Annotated in this window: 15 protein-coding genes; 5 read left to right on the top strand and 10 right to left on the bottom strand. The window is 66.1% G+C overall.

What is annotated here, in order from left to right:
- Nucleotides 1–14 precede the first annotated feature (14 nt).
- The 7 genes from ACZ6SF_RS22685 to ACZ6SF_RS22655 all read right to left on the bottom strand — a co-directional run bounded on the left by ACZ6SF_RS22685 (nt 15) and on the right by ACZ6SF_RS22655 (nt 7,717).
- The gene (locus ACZ6SF_RS22685; protein WP_466064211.1) at nt 15–1,199 is read right to left on the bottom strand and encodes an MlaD family protein; all 1,185 of its coding nucleotides are present in this window, start codon (nt 1,197–1,199) and stop codon (nt 15–17) included.
- A gap of 89 nt (nt 1,200–1,288) precedes the next feature.
- Nucleotides 1,289–2,398, bottom strand: a complete 1,110-nt coding sequence (locus ACZ6SF_RS22680; RefSeq protein ID WP_466064209.1) for an MlaD family protein — start codon at nt 2,396–2,398, stop codon at nt 1,289–1,291.
- Nucleotides 2,395–3,498 (bottom strand): MCE family protein, encoded by a 1,104-nt coding sequence (locus ACZ6SF_RS22675; protein WP_466064207.1) that lies wholly within the window; start codon nt 3,496–3,498, stop codon nt 2,395–2,397. Before ACZ6SF_RS22675 ends, ACZ6SF_RS22680 begins: the two co-directional genes overlap by 4 nt.
- Nucleotides 3,495–4,529, bottom strand: a complete 1,035-nt coding sequence (locus tag ACZ6SF_RS22670) for an MCE family protein (RefSeq protein ID WP_466064205.1) — start codon at nt 4,527–4,529, stop codon at nt 3,495–3,497. The genes ACZ6SF_RS22675 and ACZ6SF_RS22670 overlap by 4 nt, the downstream gene beginning before the upstream one ends.
- A gap of 5 nt (nt 4,530–4,534) precedes the next feature.
- Nucleotides 4,535–5,572 carry an MlaD family protein gene (locus ACZ6SF_RS22665; protein ID WP_466064203.1) on the bottom strand — a complete coding sequence of 346 codons (1,038 nt, stop codon included), beginning with the start codon at nt 5,570–5,572 and terminating at the stop codon, nt 4,535–4,537.
- Nucleotides 5,569–6,882: an MlaD family protein gene (locus tag ACZ6SF_RS22660; RefSeq protein WP_466064201.1), complete on the bottom strand. Its 1,314-nt coding sequence runs from the start codon at nt 6,880–6,882 to the stop codon at nt 5,569–5,571. Before ACZ6SF_RS22660 ends, ACZ6SF_RS22665 begins: the two co-directional genes overlap by 4 nt.
- A 214-nt stretch (nt 6,883–7,096) precedes the next feature.
- A complete protein-coding gene (locus ACZ6SF_RS22655) occupies nt 7,097–7,717 on the bottom strand; it encodes a TetR/AcrR family transcriptional regulator (RefSeq protein WP_466064199.1) in 621 nt (206 codons plus the stop codon).
- A 72-nt stretch (nt 7,718–7,789) separates the two neighbouring features.
- Between ACZ6SF_RS22655 and ACZ6SF_RS22650 the strand changes: the two genes are divergently transcribed.
- Nucleotides 7,790–8,992 (top strand): cytochrome P450, encoded by a 1,203-nt coding sequence (locus ACZ6SF_RS22650; protein WP_466064198.1) that lies wholly within the window; start codon nt 7,790–7,792, stop codon nt 8,990–8,992.
- Nucleotides 8,989–10,077 carry an NAD-dependent epimerase/dehydratase family protein gene (locus ACZ6SF_RS22645; RefSeq protein WP_466064196.1) on the top strand — a complete coding sequence of 363 codons (1,089 nt, stop codon included), beginning with the start codon at nt 8,989–8,991 and terminating at the stop codon, nt 10,075–10,077. Before ACZ6SF_RS22650 ends, ACZ6SF_RS22645 begins: the two co-directional genes overlap by 4 nt.
- Before the next feature lie 89 nt (nt 10,078–10,166).
- On the opposite strand, the gene ACZ6SF_RS22640 is transcribed toward ACZ6SF_RS22645, so the two are convergent.
- The 3 genes from ACZ6SF_RS22640 to ACZ6SF_RS22630 form a co-directional block, all read right to left on the bottom strand.
- Nucleotides 10,167–11,081: a metal-dependent hydrolase gene (locus ACZ6SF_RS22640; RefSeq protein ID WP_466064195.1), complete on the bottom strand. Its 915-nt coding sequence runs from the start codon at nt 11,079–11,081 to the stop codon at nt 10,167–10,169.
- Between the two features lie 76 nt (nt 11,082–11,157).
- A complete protein-coding gene (locus tag ACZ6SF_RS22635; protein WP_466064193.1) occupies nt 11,158–12,189 on the bottom strand; it encodes a hypothetical protein in 1,032 nt (343 codons plus the stop codon).
- 183 nt (nt 12,190–12,372) lie between these two features.
- Nucleotides 12,373–13,017: a TetR/AcrR family transcriptional regulator gene (locus tag ACZ6SF_RS22630; protein WP_466064191.1), complete on the bottom strand. Its 645-nt coding sequence runs from the start codon at nt 13,015–13,017 to the stop codon at nt 12,373–12,375.
- A gap of 142 nt (nt 13,018–13,159) precedes the next feature.
- On the opposite strand from ACZ6SF_RS22630, the gene ACZ6SF_RS22625 reads away from it, so the two are divergent.
- The 3 genes from ACZ6SF_RS22625 to ACZ6SF_RS22615 all read left to right on the top strand — a co-directional run bounded on the left by ACZ6SF_RS22625 (nt 13,160) and on the right by ACZ6SF_RS22615 (nt 15,771).
- Nucleotides 13,160–13,309 carry a hypothetical protein gene (locus ACZ6SF_RS22625; RefSeq protein ID WP_466064189.1) on the top strand — a complete coding sequence of 50 codons (150 nt, stop codon included), beginning with the start codon at nt 13,160–13,162 and terminating at the stop codon, nt 13,307–13,309.
- Nucleotides 13,306–14,292 (top strand): alpha/beta hydrolase, encoded by a 987-nt coding sequence (locus ACZ6SF_RS22620; RefSeq protein WP_466064187.1) that lies wholly within the window; start codon nt 13,306–13,308, stop codon nt 14,290–14,292. Before ACZ6SF_RS22625 ends, ACZ6SF_RS22620 begins: the two co-directional genes overlap by 4 nt.
- Before the next feature lie 546 nt (nt 14,293–14,838).
- Nucleotides 14,839–15,771 (top strand): S66 peptidase family protein, encoded by a 933-nt coding sequence (locus ACZ6SF_RS22615; protein ID WP_466064185.1) that lies wholly within the window; start codon nt 14,839–14,841, stop codon nt 15,769–15,771.
- Nucleotides 15,772–15,897 lie beyond the last annotated feature (126 nt).

Below are 15,897 nucleotides of genomic sequence, written 5' to 3'. Positions count from 1 at the left end.
CGTGATTCGAACTGTCAGTTGGGCGGCACGTACGCCGGGGCCTGGGCGCCTCCGTACGGGGTCGGGATCGACATCGGCCCCTGCGGAGTCGGGTCCGAGGTGGCGAGTGGATCGGCGCCCGGGGGAAGAACCGGATCGGTACCGGGAGGTCGCGGCGCATTGCGGGCCCCGCGGGGGAGCATGGCCGGATCGGGGTCGGAGCAGTCGGCGTACAGGTACGGCTCCGGATGATCGGGGTGGACCACGGGCAGCCGAGGCACGTTGTATTCGCACTGTTTGCGGGGGTAGATGCTGACCGTCGCCCAGATCTTGCCGTCGTGCACGGCCGAGGCGACCGCATCCGCGGCGGATCCGGCGCGTTCCTGGGGAAAGAACAATTCGCGGATCGCGGGCACCCGCAGTGAGGTCACCTGGCCCAGCGTGCCGAGATCGCCGAGAAGTTCGACCATGGTCGGTGAATTGTCGGCGATGATCGCGTCCATGGCCTGCAGGGCCGAGGGACCGGTCTCGACCACCTGGGCGAATCCGCCGGACATGGATTCGACTCCGGTGAGGACTTGGTCGAGGTCGGCCGAGGTCCGCTGGAGCCCGGGGCCGATATCACGCACTGTGTTGAGCACGACCTGGCTGTTGTTCAGCAAACTCACCGTCTGCGGAAGGACCGAACTCAGTGTGGAAATGAGGAACGTGCCGCCGTCGATGATCGCCGCGAGCTTTTCCGGTCCCTCCTGGCTTACGCCGAGCTCGTCGACGATGGCCCGCAGCCGATCGGGATCGAGTTGGGCGAAAGTACCGCTGAGCCCCGCCAGGACGGTCGGGAAGCCGACAGGTGTCGAGGTCTTGTCGGTGTCGACGATCGAACCGTCCACCAGGTACGGCCCGTCCGCGGTCGTCGGGACGAAATCGAGGTACTGCTCGCCCGCGGCCGAGAGCGCGGCCACGCGCGCGGTGGACCCGGCCGGAATTTTGGCATCACCGCTGATATCGGCCACCGCGACGACTCCACCGCGGCCGATGTCCAGGGCTACCACCCGTCCGACCCGCACACCGCGCACGGTGACGTCCCGTCCGGGAAGCAGACCGCCCGAGTCGGTGAATCGCACCGTCACGGTATAGGTCGAATCGATCGGATCGAGTTGCAGGGAACCGAAGGTCAGATAGGTGGCACCGAAAACGAGAGTCAGCAGTAGCGCGAACACGGAGAGGATGTACTTGCCCGGGAGAAACCGCCGGATGCCGGCCCCCCGTGCGGAGGTGCGGGTCGCGGCTTCTCCGGGAGACGTAGCCATCACCGGGGACCCGCCACGCGATCGTGCAGCCGCTGCAGGGTGTAGGCGAGCGAGCCGACGAAGTTGGTCCAGTCGACCGCGCTGGGTGGCCGGGCCTCCGGGTTCCCCGGGAAGTTGGGGTCGGGGACGGCGCCGACCACGATCTGGGCCAGTTCGGCGTCGGCGGCCGCGGCCGGGGACGACACCACTTTCCCGCCGACCACTTGAATGAGCCGGTTGAGCGCACTGATATCGGAGTTCGGTTCGGCCGCCGCGGCGTTCATACCGTCGGCGAGGTTGTTCAGATCGGTGATGAGACTGCGTTGCCCGGTTCCGTTCACCGAGGGGAAGCGTTGCAGGTGTGCGGCGATCCCGCCCAGCCGATCGGCGAGGTCCACGATGGACCCGGTATTGGCACGCAGCACGTCCAGTGCGGGGCCGGCGGCCTGTACTACGTCGTTCACTGTGGCCTGCTGAGCCGCCACCGTCGCGGTGAGCGTTTCGGCGTCCTGGATGGCCGTGCGTATCTGGTCGGTGCGCGCGGAGAGGGTGTTCACCAGTTCCGTGGCCTCTCTGATGAGTTCGGCGAGACGGTCGCCGCGGCCCCCGAGCTCGGAGCCCAGGCCGTTGATCGTTGTCGCGAGATCGCGGATCGCACCCCCGTTCACCAGTAGTGATGCTCGGGTGAGGACATCCTCGATCGTCGCGGCCGCCGCGGTGGCCTGCTCCGGGATTTCGGCGCCGTCGGCCAGCGGCGCCGCGTCGGGTGCAGGGTCCGGCGGCCGGGTCAATGCGACGAAGACATCCCCCATGGGGGTGGCCGAACGAAGTTCGGCGGTGGTGCCTGCGGGCAGGACGATCTCCGATCGGATACGGAGGGTGACCACGGCGAGGTAGTCACGGACATCCATGGATTCGACTTCGCCCACATCGGCGCCGTCCACCCTGACCTTCGCCTTCAGCGGCAGATTGAGTGCGTTGCCGAAATGCGCGGTGAGTTCGTAGCTGTCCGATCCGATCGACGGCGCGGGCAGCGGTACAGTGCCGGAGTCGACAGCGCATGAGGCGGTGAAGACACCGAGCGCCAGGCTGGATGTCGCCAGCACCCGGGTGGGCAATCCGGCGGTCACGGCAACCCCGCGATTCCCGCGAGCATGGCGACAACACCGAAGTCGGGGCCCATATCCGACAGTTTCCCGGTATTGCAGCCGAGCTGCTTCAGATCGAGCAGATTGCACACTTGTTTGACCATTTGTCCGTCCAGCGCCACTTTGTCGAGGTTGATGTGCACCCGTCCGGTTCGGGTGTTCTGATCGATGGCCGCGTAGGCATTGTTGGTGAGCAGGGGGAACACATCCAGGAACTCGGCTATCTCGGCGCGGTAGTCGGCCAGGCTGCGGGTGACGGTGGCGGCGCCCGATGCCGTATTCGACAGCTGCCCGCGATACTGCTGCATCAGATCTGTGATCTGCCGGAGTATTTCGAGGAATTTCGTGCCGGTGTCCCCGGTGCCGAGTTGTTGGGCGGCGAGGAGTTCGCTCATTTGGCGCACGCCGGTTCCGAAATCCCGGAGGGTGGCATCGTTGCGGGCCGCCGCGTCGGTGAGCGAGTCCAGATTTTTCACGATGGTGGTGATCGCGTCACGCGTGGCGGCGCCTCCGTCATCGCCCATGCGCAGTGCGCGCGCCAGCTGATCCAGCGCCGACCGGATATCGTCGCCGTTACCGGATGTCGTGGCCGCGCCCAGGCCGACCAGATCGGCAACCGGGCCACCACCGGCCCCGTCCCCGTTCAACGCGGTCGACAGCTTGTCGACCATGGCGAGGAGGCTGTCGAACTCGACGGGCGTTCTGGTGTGGTCGGTGTCGAGCACAGCGCCGTCGTCGAGAACGGGTCCGTCGCGGTAGGGCGGGGTGAACTCGATATGCCTGTCGGTCAGCAGGGAGTCCGACACGGTCACGGCCAGGGCGTCGGCCGGGATCGGCACGTTCTTGTCCAGCGACATGGCGACCTCGGTGTGGGTTCCGCGCTGATCGACGCGCGTGATCTCGCCGATGCGCATACCGAGTACGGCGACCGGGTTGCCCTCGTAGAGCCCGGCCGCGCTGGCGAATCGGGCTGTGACCGAGATGGTGTCATCGCGCAGCAGTGCGGGACCGCCTGCACCCCCGGCCGCGGCCGCGAGTACGAGCAGGGCGATGAGTTTGACGGGACGGGACGCTACTTTCATCGGCACTCCTGCGAATAGGGCGGCAGGTTCACCTGCGGTGCACGGCCGGCCAGTGCGCACATGAACGAGTCGATGAAGGCGCCCTGGGACAGGGTGACGTCGATTTCCGGACCCGTACCGCTCAGATTGGCCCAGTTGCGCCACGGGACCGGCAGGATCTGCAGGGTGTTGCGAAGCAGATCGTCGTGGCGGGCGAGCATCTGCGTCATCTGACCGAGGTTGTCGAGCAGCGCCCGGATCTGCGGCTGATCGTCCACCACGATGGGGGTCAGGGTTTGTACCAGGGATGTGGTCGCCGACAGCAGTACCTGGATCGACCGGCGCTGGGACTGGATATCGGCGAGCAGGTCCCGGCCCTGAGTGACCAGCACACCGATACTCTGCCGCTGATTGTTGACGACCGTGGTGAGCTTGCCGGTGCTGGTCAGTAGCGAACCGATCTGATCCCGGCGCCCGGCGATGACCTCGGACAATGTGCGTACGTTCTGCATCGCCTCCGGGACCAGCTGCGGCAAACCGTCGAGCTGAGAGGTCAGCCGGGTCAGCGCCTGGGCGGCTTTGTCGGCATCGACCTGGTTGAAGGTCGTGGTGACATCGGCGAGTGTGGTTTGGAGGTCGTAGGGCACGCTGGTCTGTGCTTGCGGGATGCTGTCGTCCGGCAGTTCACCGGAGCCTTTCGGGGTCAGTTCGAGGAACCGGTTTCCCAGTAGCGTGGTGAGTTTGATGGCCGCGGTGGTGTCCGCGCCCAGGGCCACGCTCCGATCGATGTTGATCGTCACCGTGACGTGGTCGCCGGCCAGTCGGACTCCTTCGACGTCGCCGACCGGCACACCGGCCACGGTGACCTGGTCGCCGGCACCGATCTGGGCTGCCTGTGCGAAGTCGGCCCGGATCTCCCGGGTGCCGACGTCGAGGGTGCTCACCACCGTGACGGTGGCCAGGATTGCCGTGAGCGCGACCAGCGCTGTCGTCCCCAGCAGGGTGGGGCTGTAGTTCTCGAGTGGCCGCGGGCGGGGTAGGCGTAGTGGCATATCGATCACCTGCACCTGGTTGTTTGCTGGGCCTGACCGCCGGGGCTGATGGCGTTGACGATGCCGGGGATCAGCGGACTGATGCCCGGAAGAGCGGTCACATTGAGGTTGCACACGTATCCGTCGAGGTACGCGCCGCTCTGGGTGACTCGGGCCAACCCTTTCAACAGAAGTGGCAGATTGAAGCCGAGATACTCGAACTTGCCCTTGTTGTTCAGGAAGTGCTGGGTGAAGCCCGGTTCCCGGCCGAGGAATTCGCCCAGTGCGGGCCGGGTGTCCGCGGCGATTCGCGCCGCCCGGTCCGCGACATCGGAGACCTGTGCCAGGCCGCCGAGTAGTGTGTCCCGGTTCGCCGACAGCCCCTCGAAGACCTGGCGCGTCTGCTCGAGCACCGTGGTCAGGTTTCCGCTCTGCGCCGCGAGGTTGTCGACGACCGCGGTGAGGTTGGCGATGACCCGGCCCAGTACGTCATCGGGCCCGGAGAAGGATCGGGCCAGCGAGGTGGTTTGCGCGATAAGCACCGCGACCGCACTGTCGTCGCCCTGCAAAGCTCTGATCAGGGCATCGGTGATGTTGTCGACCGCGCTGCGGTCGAGGGTGCCGAACAGCGGTTCGAATCCGTTGAGCAAGGCCGACACATCGAAGGAGGGTTCGGTCCTGTCGAGTGGGATCTCGGTGCCGGGGCGCAGGGCGACGTGGTCGCCGTCCGCCCCGAGCGAGAGCCCGAGGTAGCGCTGGCCGATGAGGTTCTGATAGGTGACGGCTGCCCTGGTGTCGCCGAAGACCTGCTGATCGGCGCGGACGGAGAACTCGACGCGTGCCGTCGTCCCGACCAGTCCGATCGACTCGACGCGGCCCACCCGAATACCCGCCATCCGGACGTCGTCTCCGGCGCGCAGTCCGGAGACGTTGGTGAACAGCGCCGAGAATCGGGTGGTATCGCCACTGACGCCGCGTTGGAGAGTGGTGACGACGCTCCAGGTGAATGCGATCGAGGCGACGACGAACACGACCAGTACGACCAGTGCTCTGCGGTAACTCATTTCGGCGCGCCTTCCTGGCCGGGAGCGGCGGTGACGGTGGTACCACGGGCGAGTGGTCCGAACAGAAGGGTGTCGGCGGCGTTGGGTACGCCGCCGAGGATGTCCGCGATGGTTTGCTGCTCCTGCGGGCTGCCCACGGGGCCGATATGCGGCGCGGGCACGAGATCACCCGGTGGCCGGAAGCTTCGCGGATCGAGTCCGGCCGGCCCGGCCGGCGGCGGGGCCCCGGCCGGTCCTGTCTCGCAGCTGGGCCCGGCGAGTTCGCCGTACCTGGGGCAGTCGTCCCGTGTGTACTGGCGATTCGGTGTGAGCTGAAGAATCGCCGCGGCGGAAAGCCGCTGGGTCTGTGGATTCCAGACCTCGTCGACGATCTTGTTGCTCAGTCCGGTCACCGATCGGGTGATCTGCGGGAAATTGCTCGCGCCGTCACCGAAGGCACCGAGCACCGGTGCGGCGTCGGCGGTGATGCCGAGCAGCCGGTCGGTGTTGTTCGCCAGCGCACTGTCCAGGGTGGCGGTGGTGTTCAGTCCGCCGGTGAGGAAAGCGGTGAGCTGGGACCGCTGCTGGGCGAGGGTGAGCATGGGCACCACAGCGTGGTGCAACGCGTCCAAGGCGTCGGGCGCCGAGGCCTGCAGGCTGCGCAGCGCCGCCGACAGCGAATCCAGGGTCGAGGGTGCGGAGTCGGTGGCGACGACATCTCCCAACGCGGTCACGATCTCGCGCAACCGGCCACCGGCTTCCGTGATCACGCTGCCGCGGGAGTCGGTGGCCTGCGCCAGCGTCGCCAGCATCCCCACCGCGTTGTCGGTCTCGTCGCGGCCGACAGCCGCGATGATCCGGCGCAACTGATCCAGTGAGGTCTGCAGCCGGACCGTTTCCAGGCTGCGGTCCTGGGGGATCTGTGCGCCGCGGTGCAGTGGCGGCGCCTCCCCGTTGTCGACCAGTTGTACCGAGGGAACCGCGAAGACATTGCTCGGTACGACCCGCGCGGTCACGGTTCCGGGTACCCCGGCCGCATGGTCCGGGGTGAGCTGGATGTGCACGATATTGGTCCCGGGCGTGGGACCTGCGTCCACCCCCGACACCAGCCCGACGCGGATTCCGCGGAACTTCACATCGGATTTGTCGGGTAGCCCGTCGCCCACATCTGCCAAGACGGCCGACACCGCCACTGTGTCGCGGAAGGCACCCTGCGAATTCGCGATCATCGCGGTAGCGGTGCCGGCGGTCAACAGCAGGCAGCAGATACCGGTGGCCAGTAACGCTGCGGTGGATGGACCTCGGCCGTCTGGTTCGAATCGAGTCGACATCGCCTCACTCATTTCGCGGCGACGTGGCTGCCCGAATGGGGGAATGTGCCGCAATTGTGGTCTACGTCACCGGGGAGGCTAACATCTATCTGGACAACTCTCCAGAGAATTGTCCGGATATGTGTCCGAAAGTTTGTTTCCAGCCGATATGCCTGTGCGAGAGCGGCGGTCGACGTGTCCTGTGGGCTGGACGCGGTAGAACTCGCCGGGCCGGTCAGGGGTGGTTGTCGAAGATGAGATGGGCGGCGCGCGTGATGGTGCGGCGAATATCGGCCAACCCGCCCGGATTCGTGGTCAGGTCGAGTAGGCAGGTGGTGAGCACATGGCCCAGAATCAGCGCGCGATCCTGGTCGTCGGTCCATTCCGGGTCGCCGATCGCGGCCCGGACCAGTTCGGTGAACATCGGCCGCCAGACCAGGATTCCGGGGCTGTTGGCGGAATGGACGGAACTCATGCCGGCCTGGAGTAGGTTCAGGTCTTCGTCGGCCCAGTCGATGAGCCGCGAGTAGGCCGCCGCGACGAGATCGGCGACGGCTGCCCCGGGGTCCGGGGGGTTGTCGCGCAGGCGGGTCAGGGTGCCCAGCGCCCATTCCGCCATGAGGTGTTGCACCAGACCGTCTTTGGATCCGAAGTAGCGGTAGATGGTGACGGGAGTCGTATCGGCCGCGGTCGCGACTTCGCGGATGGTGACGCCGCGATAGCCGTCGCGCGACGCCATCTCCCGCGCTATCGCGGCGATTTCGTTGCGCCGCTTTTGCTCCTGCGGTCCGAACTCCCGGATCACGCGCAAGGAGTTCTGCGATTCCCGGAGTCGGGCGATTTCGTCGTCGGCCACCGACAGAGGGTACCGCATGTACTTCACACGTAGTATAACGTGTTATGTAACGCGTGAAAGGCGGTATCTACTGTGCTGACCGACGAGCTCTTCTCCGAAGCCGTCCTGCAGGATCCCTATCCGGTGCTCGACGAGCTGCGTGCCGACGGTGATGTGCATTTCCTGGCCGACCAGCAGCTCTACGTGGTGCTGGGCTTCGATGCGATCCGTGCCGTACTGGCGGATCCGGAGACCTACTCGAGCCAGCTCGTCGCGGTGCTGACCGCGGCGTCGGGTTCGGCGGAGATGATGGTTGCCGGGACCGGCGGGGTCGATGTGCTCGCCACCTCGGATCCGCCGGCGCATACCGAGCACCGGGCGCTGGTGATGTCGCGATTCAGTCCTCGGTCGATTGCGGAATTGACCGAGGTGATCGACGAGATCCTGGCACCCGCGATCGATGACATCGTGGCCTCCGGTGGCGGCGACTGGATGCGCAGGGTGGCGACTCGGGTGCCGGTGCGGGTGATCGGTCACGTACTCGGATTGCCGTCGCAGGATTTCGAGCAACTCGCCGAGTGGTCCGACGCTGCCATCGATTTGGTATCCGGTGTCGCGACGCCGGAGCGGGTGGGGGAGTCGGCGATGGCGGTCCTCGCGTTCACCGAATATCTCGCCGCGCAATTGGACGCCGTGCGTCCGGCGGAGGGCGGCGGCGTGCTGGCCACTATCTCCACAGCTGTCGGCAGCGGTGTGCTGACCCGGGAGCAGGCGGCGATGTTCCTGGTGCAGTTGGTGACCGCCGGTGCGGAATCGACCACCAGCCTGCTCGGCACCGCGATCCGGCTGCTGGCACAGGACGAGGACCTGCAGGAGGCGATACGGGAGGAACCGCACCGCGTCGAGGCCCTGGTCGAGGAGGCGGTGCGGATCGAAAGCCCCTTCCGGGGACATTTCCGGGTCACGACACGGCGTACGAAGCTTGCCGGGATCGATCTCGAGGCAGGATCCCGGCTGATGCTGATGTGGGGGGCTTCCAACCGGGATCCCCGGATCTTCGAGCGGCCCGATGAGGTCGACCTCGAGCGTGCCCAGCCGAAACTGCACCACAGTTTCGGGCGCGGTATCCATTTCTGCCTCGGTGCCCACCTCGCTCGCAAGGAGGCGGTCCAAGCGGTGCAGGCGCTGCTGCGTGCGACCCGATGGGTCGACCTCGCCGAGCCCGAACCCGCGTATGTGCACAGTCTGATAGTCCGCAGGCTCTCGCACCTGAACCTGACGGTAGTCCCGGTATGAGCGCGTCTGCGCCACGACGAGTCGACGGTCCGGTCCTGGTCACCGGCGCCTTCGGGCTCGTCGGCTCCCACGTCGTGCAGCGGCTGGTCGCGAACGGGCACCGGGTCGTGGCCACCGACCTGGAGGTACCCGCGAACCACCGCGCCGCGCGCCGGTTGGCTGCCCCGGGGCTCGAGGTGCGCTGGGCGGACCTCACCGACCCCGACCGGACCGACGAACTGCTGCGCACGGTGCAACCCGTCGCCATCGTGCATCTGGCCGCGATCATTCCGCCCCTGTGTTACGGCAAACCAGGGCTCGCGCGCGCCGTCAATGTGCACGCGACGAACGCACTGACCGCGCTTGCCATGGACCTGCCGATACCACCGAGATTCGTACAGATCTCGAGCGTCGCGGTCTACGGCTCGCGCAACCCCCACCGCGGTGATGAGCTGCTGACAGCCGAGACTCCGGTGGCCCCGTCTGATCTGTACGGAGCTCATAAGGCCGAAGCGGAAGCTGCGGTCCGGCGATCCGGACTGGACTGGCTGATCCTGCGACTGGGTGGCGTACTCAACGCCGCGCCGTCGTTCGGGGTAGACGCGGACACCTTGTACTTCGAAGCCGCGCTGCCGGCCGACGGCCGGATCCAGACAGTGGACGTGCGAGATGTGGCGGCGGCCGTCGAAGCGGCCCTGACGACCTCTGTCAGTCGTGAAGTCCTGCTGATCGGGGGTGACGAGTCGCACCGGATGCGGCAACGTGATCTCGCGCCCGCGTTCACCGCGGCTCTGGGACTCGGCGCGGTGATGCCGGTGGGACGGCCGGGTGATCCCGATCGAGACGAGACCTGGTTCGCCACCGACTGGATGGACACCTCGCGCGCCCAAAATGTGCTGCGCTTCCAGCAGCATTCGTTTCCCGGCATGCTGGCCGAACTTCGTGGTCGGATGGGCCCGTCGGTATATCCCGCACGCCTGGCGACGCCACTGGTTCGCTGGTATATGCGCCGCGGCAGCCCGTACCGGAACAGTGCGGTGCGTTTCGCCGACCCCTGGGAGGCGGTCCGTGCCCGGCTCGGTGACCCGTCGCCGGATCAGCACTGATCGGAAAGCCTTCGCAGACAGGGCACGGACCACGATCGGTCCGTGCCCTGTCTGCGTTCCGGTGATCTTGCGACCGATCCGGATCCGGGCTATTTCTCCGCCATGCCGACCGAGTACCACCGCGCCGCGCTGTCGGGCTCTTCGCTGTAGCGGTCGAACCAGCGATCCGCGAGTTCGGGCAGATTCTCGAACTCCGGATTGTGATGGGGGCCCTGAGAGCGAACCAGTCCGAGGAACATGGCCGCCATCTCCCGTCGCGGCACGCCGGCATAGGTGGGTGTGCCGGGCAGGGTCTTCGCCGCGCGCAGCGCATCCCGGATCGCACCCGCCGACAGGCCGTTGGGAATGAGCCGTCCGAAATCGCCGCCGTCCTCCGGCGGAACGTGCTTCTGGAAACCGGTCGAGACGATCGACAGGATCTCGCTCATATGCTTGATCACCCCGGCAATGGTCTTCAGACGGTACATATAGCTGTCGTGCACGGCGTCGTAGACGATCAGGGCCGAACTGCGATGTTCGATCTCCTCGACGAAATGCCAGATGAACAATGAGGCCACGCGTTCGTCGCCGGGAGCGAACAGTTTGTCCTCGTGGTCGAGGAAGACCTTGAAATAGGGCGTGAAAGTGGCCTCTACGACTGCGGGGTACGCGAGCCGCCAGGCCAGCGGTTTGGTGGCGGTGAGGCGGTCGTAGGAGGCGACGACTTCCTGCATGGTGTCGCGCAGGCCGGGCCAGCGCCGGATCAGAGCGCGCAGATGGCTCAGATGTGCGGCGGAGTGCTGTGCTTCCTGACGGAGATAGGCTTTGGCCTCTTCGACGACTTCGGGATCGCGCATGAGCGGTATCCCCTCGCGGGTCGCGTCGACGATCATCTTCTCGAAACCGGGTGCGAAGAACGAGATGAGGTTGCACTGCATCGCGAACGCCGGCCGCTCGGGGTGCCAGTTGAACGGAACGTCCTCGCTGAAGTCGAATCGTACTCGCCGTACCTGCAAGTTGGTCATGGGTCTGTCCTGCCTCGGAGCACATCGTCCCGTGTGCGGGACGGTGATCCGGTAGATCGGCTAAACGGAAATCTCATTACGTATGGTCATGCTGTCGGAGTTGCTGGGGTGAAAAACTTTCGGGCGCCGACTCGCCCGTCGCGCGGCGGGCAGCGAGTACCGGGTATGCCGTCGCCGCGCAGATGGTCAGCAGTCCGGCGATCTGCACCGCCGTGTACAGAGTGAGAGTGCCCTCGTGGACGAGGTTGCCCGCCACCATCGCCGCGAATGCTGCGACGTAGATCGCCGTGAGCCACACAGTGATCGCGTCCGCGCGGTCGCGCGGTGGTTTCGCGGTACGCAGCCCGTAGGCGGTGATGGTCGCGAAGCCGAGGACGAGCACGATCACCACCGGCCACTGCGGCCCGCCGAGGAACGTGACCGCGGTGAGTGGGATCAGCAGGAACGGGCCGGTGACCAGTACCGTCAACGCGATCAGCGGCGCGGCGACGCCGAGGCATCGCGCGGTGGACCACCGCGGTCCGGCGGGTCCGTCGATACGCGGCCGGGCGCGCAGCATCAGGTAGAAGAACATCGCGCCCCACGTCGACTGCCAGCACAGATCCACCAGCGGCCAGCCCAGCCAATACTGGAACATCACGAAATCGGTGTGCCAGGTCCACCACACCACATGACTCAGGCCGCCCTCGATGATGTAAGGCGCGTCGAGTGCGATCATGAACAGGCCGCCGGCGATCGCCGCCTGCCAGTTCTTCACGATGCCCAGCGACTCGACGATCTTGAATCCCGTGAACAGGAACACGGGATAGAAAATCAGCACATAGAAGGGCATGGCCGTGGTGCCCTCGAACAGCGAGAAAGCGGGGAAGTTGAGCATGACCACGAAGTCGCCCTGGGTGTACATGTTCAGCGTGGCCATGCCGCCGAGCTCCAGCACGATCCCATAGAGAAACGCCGCGACCAGCAGGGTGCCGTAGCGGCGGGTGCCCTGTCGCCACCGGGCCACCGCGTAGGTCACCGCCGAGACGAAGGCGGCGATCATGAGGACATCGAAGAGACTGGCCTGCCAGCCGATATCCACCGGATTGTTGAAGATGATCGGACTCACGACCACGCCTTTCTCGCCACACGCCGACCGGGAGGTCCCGATGTGGCGTTACACATACTTAAAAGCGTATGGTCAGTGGTGAGGCGAGTCAACCGTCACGAGGGTAGCGATGTTCCGTCCAGGGATCCCGTCCGGTCCTGCCAGGCGGCGGGCCCGGCCTACCGGCGGGCGATCGCCGCTACTTCAGGAGCCGGAACTGTTGCGTGTCAGGGCATCCATCGCGGCGGTGAGGCGGGGATGTATCAGGGCAGGCCCGACCCAGCGGGTGAGGAAGCGGCGTAGATCGACACCGTCACGCGGTTTACGGCCGGGGTCGATGAGAAATGAATGCACCACCCGCAGGCAGAACTCGGCGAGTTCGTCCAGGGCGGTGTCGTCGTAGTCGTAGGCTGCCCAGTCGACTTCGAACCGGTGCAGCATGGACCGCCCGAAGGAGAGAGCAGTCTCGGATGTGATCGAGGCGGTTGCGCCGGTGCGGTCCCGGCTGGTCAGCAAGAGGCCGATCCGGCTGTCCGGAGCGAGGGATTCGATTGCGAAGGCCATCCCCTCGAGCATCGCCGGGGCCGGATCGGTTATACCGCCCACCTGGTGGGCGAGGCGGTCGAGGAATCCGTCACCGGACCGCATCGCCACCGCCAGCACCAGGGCGTCCGCGCCGGGGAAGTAGCGATAAACAGTCTGTCTGGTCACGCCGAGGGCGCGCGCCACATCGCTGATCTTGATGGCGGTTCCGCGCTCGGCGATGATCTCGTCCGCCGCGTCGAGTATTCGGGTGATCGCATCGGCGTCGGACGCAGGGGGATTACCCGACCAGCCATGACTACGCATCCGCCGTCACCCATCGGTCCATGAGCGGATCATACCGAGGTGGGCCGCCGCTGCCGGGCCCCGAGATCATCCGCAGTGCCGAAAAGCGGGTATCGCGCTGTACAACGCGTGCTATAACGTGTTACCGAACCCGTGAAAGGCGGTGACCGCGATGGTCGACGGCGACCTGTTCTCCGAGGCGATATCAGAGGATCCGTCCCCGATGCTCGACGAGCCGGCGCGGGATGTCCACGCCCACGGTCCGGTCGTGCGCCGCGTGGCCGACCCGCGCCTCGCGGTGACTCCGGCATGAGCGATTCACTGGTTTCGCGGATCGCCGCAGTGCCCGCCCGTTCACGGTGTGTCCAGTACTCCCGTTTCCACCCCGATCTGCGCCCCTACGCCGCAGTTCTCCCCCGGGAAATGGTCGGATCCCGGACATTGCCGCTGCTGCGTCTGCTCACCGGGTTGCTGCCGGGACACCCGGCGGCCGTCGTGACCGATCTCGGCGACGGCGTGTCGGTGCGTGAGTTCGGCGCCTCGGGAGATGATGGACATCCGATGCCGGTCGTGCTGTGGATCCACGGCGGCGGTTATGTCATGGGCCGCGCCGCGCAGGATGACCACTGGTGTCATCGCCTCGCCCGGTCGGCGGGAGTCCGGGTGTTCTCTGTCGACTACCGCCTCGCACCGCAACACCCGTATCCGATACCGGTGGACGACTGCTTCCGGGCGTTGCGCTGGATCGTCGAACGGCCCGGGGTGGATCCCGGGCAGGTGATACTGGCAGGCGCCAGCGCGGGCGGCGGTCTGGCAGCGGCATTGGCCTTGCGCGTCCGCGATCACGGACAGATCGACCCGCTCTTGCAAGTGCTGCTGTACCCGATGGTCGACGACGGCCCGATCACCGATCCCACCGCCTGCTACCGCCTGTGGGGACCACGCAGCAATACCTTCGGCTGGACCTCCTATCTGGCGAACGCCGACCCCGAACGCGCCGTCCCTGCGCGGCGAGGCGATCTGCGAGGTGTGGCGCCCGCTTGGATCGGGGTCGGTACCCACGACCTGCTCTACGACCAGGACGTCCGGTATCACCGAGCTCTGAAAGCCGCCGGCGTCCCCGGCGAGTTGATGATCGTGGACGGCGCGTTCCACGGATTCGATGCCGTCGCCCGCCGAACCGGTGTGACACGGCAGTTCCACGATGCCGTCGTGCGCGCTATCGACAAGGCTGTGGCAGGGCGGAACGGTGCGACCCGAGACGAGCGCGACGCGAACGAAACCGACCTCACATAACCTTCGGTCCGAGTCTCGGTAGGTGGGTTACCGTGGTTGGTGTCATCCGAGAGTGAGAACCTGTCGTCGGCAAAGTGAGTCGACGTAGTGGTCGATTCCCCCTCCGGACACAAATCCTCCTCTTTCTACCTGCTGTTATGCAGTGTGAGTATCAATTGCTCGAACTATATGTGCTGGTCAGCGGCGTGGGGGTTCAAGTCGGGTTCAGCTGAGACAGGCCTGAGAATCAGCTCGCGTAGTGTCCTTTTGCGGCGGCCAACCCACATCCTGGCGCTGCTGTTGCCGGAAACCTGAAGCCGCGCCCCGGGCGGGGGATGAGGTGCAAGTGCCCTCGCAGGCTAGCGCTGTTTCCTTGGGAGCTCAGGTGGGAGGCAGCGTGGCCTCGACATCCTTCCGGCGTATCGAGGTGAAGTGCGGGTGTGAGGGCCGGGCGCGGTGTCACCTATCCGTGCAGCAGCCCCTTCCGTTGGCACCGTCATCAGGGCATCCGACGCTACAGTCGCTCAATCGGATCGTCTCTTCACGACACAGGGGTGGGCTTGGAGTATGACTCAATCGAACGAGCTGGCAGTGCTGTCGTGGTCGCCGCTCAGGGCAGGCGACCGGGTCTGCCTCGTCTCTCCGGCCAGCTTTCCAGCACCCGTCGCCATCGATGACTACGCAAAGGTCTTGCGCAGTTGGGGTCTGGAGGTCGAAGTCGGCAAGCATGCGCTCGACCGGCAGGGTTACATGGCCGGGCGTGATGAGGACCGACTCGCTGACCTCAACGCCGCCTATTCCGACTCCGCAGTTCGAGCGGTCATCACGATCACAGGAGGGGCTGGGGCCTATCGCATCCTCGACGGGCTCGACTTCGATGCCATCCGCGCCGACCCGAAACCCCTTGTCGGATTCAGCGACATCACCTATCTGCACCTGGCCATCTGGCGTCATTGCCGAGTCCCGGGCGTCCACGGCTGCTTGGTCGGCCACCAGGCAACCAGAACCGTCCGCCAACTGCTGACCAGCACTGAACCAATAGTGCTGCAGCGCAACTCGCAGCTGATGTCGGCTTCCGCCGAGGTGACAGGCCAGACCTCCGGATTCCTGATGGGCGGGTGGTTGGGTGCGTTGGCCGGCATGGTCGGAGCCGGCCTGCCCGACCTCAGCGGGGCCATCTTGTTGATCGAAGCCGAACGCCAGGTCGGGCTCGGGCAGATCGACCGGCAACTGACTCAGCTGATCCGATCCGGTGCACTCGACGGCCTCCAAGGAATCGCACTGGGCCGGTTCCCAGGTTTCGAGGACTACACCGACCGCGGCTGGAACCTCATCGATGTTCTTCACGACCGACTGACCCCACTCAACATCCCCGTTCTCGGGGGCCTCGAACTCGGCCACGGACGAGATCCTCACGCTGTCCCTCTCGGCACAACCGCCGAACTCGACACCGATAGCGGCACTCTCACACTCAGCCCACCTGCACAGCTTGGGTTCTGAACGAGCCAAGTGGCCGACACCCGTTTGTACCGCGGTCAGGGCATCGATGAATGCAGCGGCCGACGGCCACACCCGTACCGCCTGCTGCTCCACGGCGACCCGCCTGGCAGTGAAACCCGCTCCTGC

The organism is Nocardia sp. NPDC049935, from assembly GCF_055586645.1.
The sequence above is the reverse complement of the archived record's forward strand: the minus strand, read 5'-3'. Positions and strand labels throughout refer to the sequence as shown.

What these genes read in the sequence shown, in the direction of transcription:
- ACZ6SF_RS22675 (WP_466064207.1), bottom strand. Translation starts at nt 3,498, where the DNA reads ATGAAAGTAGCGTCCCGTCCCGTCAAACTCATCGCCCTGCTCGTACTC.
- ACZ6SF_RS22670 (WP_466064205.1), bottom strand. Translation starts at nt 4,529, where the DNA reads ATGCCACTACGCCTACCCCGCCCGCGGCCACTCGAGAACTACAGCCCC.
- ACZ6SF_RS22665 (WP_466064203.1), bottom strand. Translation starts at nt 5,572, where the DNA reads ATGAGTTACCGCAGAGCACTGGTCGTACTGGTCGTGTTCGTCGTCGCC.
- ACZ6SF_RS22660 (WP_466064201.1), bottom strand. Translation starts at nt 6,882, where the DNA reads ATGTCGACTCGATTCGAACCAGACGGCCGAGGTCCATCCACCGCAGCG.
- ACZ6SF_RS22645 (WP_466064196.1), top strand. Translation starts at nt 8,989, where the DNA reads ATGAGCGCGTCTGCGCCACGACGAGTCGACGGTCCGGTCCTGGTCACC.
- ACZ6SF_RS22640 (WP_466064195.1), bottom strand. Translation starts at nt 11,081, where the DNA reads ATGACCAACTTGCAGGTACGGCGAGTACGATTCGACTTCAGCGAGGAC.
- ACZ6SF_RS22630 (WP_466064191.1), bottom strand. Translation starts at nt 13,017, where the DNA reads ATGCGTAGTCATGGCTGGTCGGGTAATCCCCCTGCGTCCGACGCCGAT.
- ACZ6SF_RS22620 (WP_466064187.1), top strand. Translation starts at nt 13,306, where the DNA reads ATGAGCGATTCACTGGTTTCGCGGATCGCCGCAGTGCCCGCCCGTTCA.
- ACZ6SF_RS22615 (WP_466064185.1), top strand. Translation starts at nt 14,839, where the DNA reads ATGACTCAATCGAACGAGCTGGCAGTGCTGTCGTGGTCGCCGCTCAGG.